Annotated in this window: 5 protein-coding genes; 2 read left to right on the top strand and 3 right to left on the bottom strand. The window is 60.4% G+C overall.

The window, feature by feature from the left end; genetic code table 11:
• The 3 genes from JNL55_RS01560 to JNL55_RS01550 all read right to left on the bottom strand — a co-directional run.
• Nucleotides 1-344, bottom strand: a 344-nt coding sequence (locus JNL55_RS01560) for a class I SAM-dependent methyltransferase (RefSeq protein WP_293848512.1), incomplete at its 3' end; no start/stop codon positions are given.
• A gap of 7 nt (nucleotides 345-351) precedes the next feature.
• Nucleotides 352-2448: a TonB-dependent receptor domain-containing protein gene (locus JNL55_RS01555; protein WP_293848511.1), complete on the bottom strand. Its 2097-nt coding sequence runs from the start codon at nucleotides 2446-2448 to the stop codon at nucleotides 352-354.
• A gap of 244 nt (nucleotides 2449-2692) precedes the next feature.
• Nucleotides 2693-3013, bottom strand: a complete 321-nt coding sequence (locus tag JNL55_RS01550; protein ID WP_293848510.1) for a hypothetical protein — start codon at nucleotides 3011-3013, stop codon at nucleotides 2693-2695.
• A 131-nt stretch (nucleotides 3014-3144) separates the two neighbouring features.
• On the opposite strand from JNL55_RS01550, the gene JNL55_RS01545 reads away from it, so the two are divergent.
• The gene (locus JNL55_RS01545) at nucleotides 3145-3837 is read left to right on the top strand and encodes a YIP1 family protein (protein WP_293848509.1); all 693 of its coding nucleotides are present in this window, start codon (nucleotides 3145-3147) and stop codon (nucleotides 3835-3837) included.
• A gap of 6 nt (nucleotides 3838-3843) precedes the next feature.
• Nucleotides 3844-4743 (top strand): efflux RND transporter periplasmic adaptor subunit (locus JNL55_RS01540; protein WP_293848508.1); only part of this gene is annotated, 900 nt, incomplete at its 3' end.

Below are 4743 nucleotides of genomic sequence, written 5' to 3'. Positions count from 1 at the left end.
TGCGGTCGTAAGCGTGGGAAAAGCTGATCCTGCCAGTACGGAGCGAAGCCGTCGACGGCGCCGAGTAGATAGTCGGCCAGTACCACGTCGAATGTTTCATTCGCCAGCAAGTCGTGATCCAGCCAATTACCGACGATCAGGCGATCGTTGGGTCGGAGCCGATCGCGCAATTCCTTGCGTGCAACGTCGGCCATGCGGGGCGATCCTGTTACCGCGGTCCAACGTTCCGTGTTCAGCGACAGCAGCCAACGCATCGAAGCCGGTCCGGTGCCGGCATCGAGCACCGAGCTCCACGGCAACGCGCCGTGGAGCTCGGTCACTCGTTCGTAGAGCGAGAGGTTCATCACTCGCTTAGAACGACACGCGCAATCCAGCAGTCACGCCGCGTCCGGGCAGCGGGACGACGTTTGCTAGATAAGAGGCGTGATTCCACACGATCTCGTCGAGCAAGTTAGTGCCGCGAAGATACATCACTGGACCGCCGTCGCCGCGCGGGCTGTAGCTGAATGTCAGGTTCAACATGTCGTAGGCAGGCGTGGATGTCTCGAAGTCTGCGATATCGTCCTGCGCGTTGACTCTGTAGTACTCAAGCTCGCCAGCCAGCGTCAGGACTTTCGCATTCAGTCGAGTGCCGTAACGAGCGGCCGGGATGCGCGGCAGGTTGCTGCCATCCTTGAGTTCGGCACGGACGCGATCGCCGAACACAGTTGCCGAGAACGACGGGCTGACCTGATAGGTTGCTTCCGCTTCGAGACCGGTGAATTCCGCATCGTCTTGGGTGTACTTGATCAGACGAAAATCCTCGTACTGGTCGAGAGTACGCGCATAGATGTAGTCATCGATCTGGTTGTGGAACGCACCGACGGCGAACGTCAGATTGCCCACGTTCTTCTTGAGTGTGAGTTCGACGTTGCTCGCGGTTTCGGTCTCCAGGTTGGCGTTATTGTCCAGACCGCCGCAGGTCAGCGGGTGAGGGGCGAGACCGCATTCATAGGTATTCGTGGCGAGATGGATACCACGCGCATACAGCTCTTGCGCATGGGGCATTCGCTCCGAACGAGTGAGTGCCAGAGTCAGGGAATAATCGGGAACGAACTGCCAGATTGCAGCAGCCGATACTGAGGTCGCTGAGTCATCGAACTCCGGGCGGCCTCGCGAATCGTTGATCGGCGTGTGCTTCTGCCATTCCTGGCGCGCGCCGAGCTCGAAATGCCAGCTCTCGCCAACTTCGACATGCTCGACGGCGAATACGCCGATGGTGCGGCTCTTCACCTGCGGCATGAAGGCCTCTGCGCCGACCGTGCTGAAGTCGTTCTCGGCCAGCTGCGCTCCGACCACGCCGCGAAGTCCGGCGATTTCACGATGCTGAACTTCGACACGGGCTTCATAGCCGTCGTTGAGAAACGTGGTCGCGATCTGGCCTTCTTCCAGTTCGTAGTGCCGATAGTCAGTGTGGCTCGCGCGCAGGCGGATGCGTTCGACGCCAGCGAACGGGTCGCTCAACTCGCCTCGTAGGTCGATGCGCTTACTCAGCAACGAGATTTCAGGCGTGATTTCCTCCCCATGCTCATGGTCGTGATCCTCGCCTTCCTCTTCATGGCTGCCGCAGTGGAGGGCACTGCCGTGAGGATGGCAGCCCTCATATTCGTGGTTGTGGCCAGGAATTCCGTAGTTATCGTCACGGTACGAGTAGGCAAGTCCGATGAAACCCCGCTCACCGACCCAGGACAATCCGAGGCTGGCGTTTTCGGATTCGGAGAATGTGCCGTGCACGCGAGACTCATCTAATCCGCGGGCGCGATAGTCATCCGCATCGCGCATCATCGCCTCGGCATGCAATACCAGATTGTCGGTTGCCTGCGCCGTAATCTCGAAGGCGCCGGCCTTTTCATCCGCTGCGCTGGAGCCGCGCAGGCCGAAGGAGCCTTCGATGCCATTCTCCGGCAGGGCCGTCGGAATCTTTTTGTCGATGACATTCACGATGCCGCCGATCGCGCCACTGCCATAGAGCAATGTGGCTGGTCCTCGCAGCACTTCGATTCGCTCGGTCAGCAATGGCTCCGCCGTCACTGCGTGGTCGGGGGAGATGCCGGACGCATCAAACAATACTGAGCTATCCGAAAGCACCGCCACGCGTGGTGCCGTCTGGCCACGAATGATAGGCCGGCTCGAGCCGCCGCCGAAGGTGTCCGAGTTCACGCCAGGCAATGAACTCAAGGTGTCGCCGAGCGTAGCCTGCGAACGTTCGAACAGCGCCTGGCCGTCGAGGATGCTGTAGGAGGCGGCCAGATTGTTTGGATCTTCATTCACCGCGCTGGCCGAAACGCGCACCGTCTCGATGACGCGATCCTCCTCGGCGTCTTGTGCCTGAACACCGAATGCAATGCCCGCCAATGAACTCGCCAGGATCAGCCGGATGGTGGTGGCGAGGGTTGTGTTTGTAGTCATGAGAAGCTCCAAGAAATTTTGCGCGCACGTCGCCACGTCGCGTGCGGCCGTGGCCGTTCGCGAATGGCAGTTGATGGATGAATCGAGCTCGAGCTGGCCCAATGACTACGTGAACAACACGCAGCCGAAGCGTCGCGATGCGCAGTGCGCTTCGCGGCGAATACAAATGGACGTTAAGCTCGAGAAAGTCTCGCTGCGAAAGGACTACGCCAGGCGAACGACACCCAGACGCTGCAGCGATCAACTAGCGCGCGGGAGGACCCTGACTGAAATAGAAGGAAGGAACATCGAGCGCAACCCAGGTCGTGGCGACTTCGGCGACGACTTCAGTTGCAACCAACACCAACTGCGAAATGACCGCAGGCGTGGGGGCCGGTGCGCCGGCCGGCAGCGACAAGCAGAAGCTGCAGGCGTTGGACGGGCCATTCGACGGCAGCTCGTCGCTGCTATGAATATGAGTGGCGAATGCCACCATCCATAAGCATAGCGCCAGCCCCAACACGACGACGCGGGCGCGTTGTCTCGCTGGTGATCCACGGAATCGTGAAATCAGTGCACTATGCATGGGCAGGAGTGTCGCAGCGAACAAACGGTTTTTCAAGGCACCGGTGGATCCCTGGCGTTCGCCGGTAGGGCTGGCGGCAGTTTGTCTATATCCCCTACCATCGCGGGGTACCCGACGCACAGGAACAAACGATGAAGAATACGGAGCTTGCTTGGGCCATCCTCACCTCGCCTGGCAGCGCATTCATCGAGTTACAAGAGCGACCGCGCTTTTGGTTTCCATTGCTGGCAACGGTCTTCGGCGCTGTCGCATTGATCGCTTGGTACTACAGCATCGTCGATTTGCGCTGGTTGATGGAGCAAATACTGAGCGTCGGGGGTGCAGCCCAGATGCCGGAGGAGCAGCGAGCGCAGGCCGTCGCAGCCACTTCGCGAGGCTTCATGCTTGGTTCCTCGGTGGTCGGAGGTGCCGTTGCCATCGTGGCGTTCAAGCTGTTGGAGGCGGTTTATTACTCACTGGCTGGCAAGATCACCAATGTAGAAAAGTCGTTTCGGCACTGGCTGACGTTGGCTGCTTGGACTGGCCTGCCGTCACTGCTAGGCGTCTTGGCGTCGGCCGCGGTATTACTGGCGGCGGACACTAATCAGCTGGGCACCGGCGAGCTGGCGGTGCTGTCGTTGAACGAGCTGTTCTTTCACACGCCGTTGGGCGGCAAGGGCAATACTTTGCTGAGCGCGTTGACGCTGTTACATCCCTGGATGTGGGGGTTGTCGGTGCTCGGCGTGCGGGTGTGGACCGGCCGCTCATGGGCCTTCAGCGCCATCTTTGCGTTGTTGCCGGTGGTCGTGGGCTATGGAATCTGGGCCGCCATCTCGTTTAGCTGAGGCGCGATGAATCGTAAATGGATCGTACTGGCAGTCATCGTGCTGCTGGTGGCTCTACCGGTCGGGCTCAAAATTGCGCGTGGCGCGAAGCCGAAGGAGATCGAGGCCCATGCCGTCGCTCTGCAGACGGTGTCGCCCTCTATCCTCGCGTCCGGAACGCTGGCGTACCAGAGTGAAGTGAAGCTGGTGTCCGAGGTCATCGGGCGCGTTACGGAGGTTCGCGTGAAGGAGGGCGACAAAGTGACCCAAGGGCAGCTGCTGTTGCGGTTGGATCCGGCCACCGCACACGCCGAGATCGCGCAGCTCGAAGCGGCTCGTCGGCAGTCGGAGCTGAGCATCGAGCGGCAGCAGGTCAATCTCGTGACCCAGCAGGCCAAATGGAAACGTTACGAAGCGTTGCGTGAGCGAGGCGTCGTCGATGCCAACACTTACGAAGAGATCGCCACACAACGCGATCTGGCTCAAGTCGAACTGAAAACCAGCCGCGCCGCGCTCACCCAAACTGAAGCTCAGTTGCGAGAAGCACGTGAACGGCTGGCGAAGACCGAGATCCGCTCGCCGATCTCCGGCCAGGTGACCACTGTCTCCATCGAGTTAGGCGAAACGGCCGTACCCAGCGCCATGAGTATCGCCGGCTCCGATCTGATGGTAGTCGCCGATACCAACGGGCTGTATGCGGAAGTGAATGTCGATGAGGCCGACGTCGCACGCGTTCGAGTCGGCCTGCCGGCGACGATTGTGCCTGCGGCGTATGCCAAACAATCTTGGCAGGGCGCAGTGGAGCAGGTGGCGGTCTCGCCCCGACAGAATGCGGGGCAGAGCAAGACTTATCCGGTGAAGATCCGCCTGCAGGCCTCGCCGGACATGCAGTTTCATCCCGGTATGAGCTGTCGCGCGGAAATTTCG

Origin of the sequence: Steroidobacter sp. (genome assembly GCF_016790065.1) — a bacterium.
Taxonomy (GTDB): Bacteria; Pseudomonadota; Gammaproteobacteria; order Steroidobacterales; family Steroidobacteraceae; genus Steroidobacter.
This window is presented reverse-complemented; position numbering and strand designations above follow the sequence as displayed.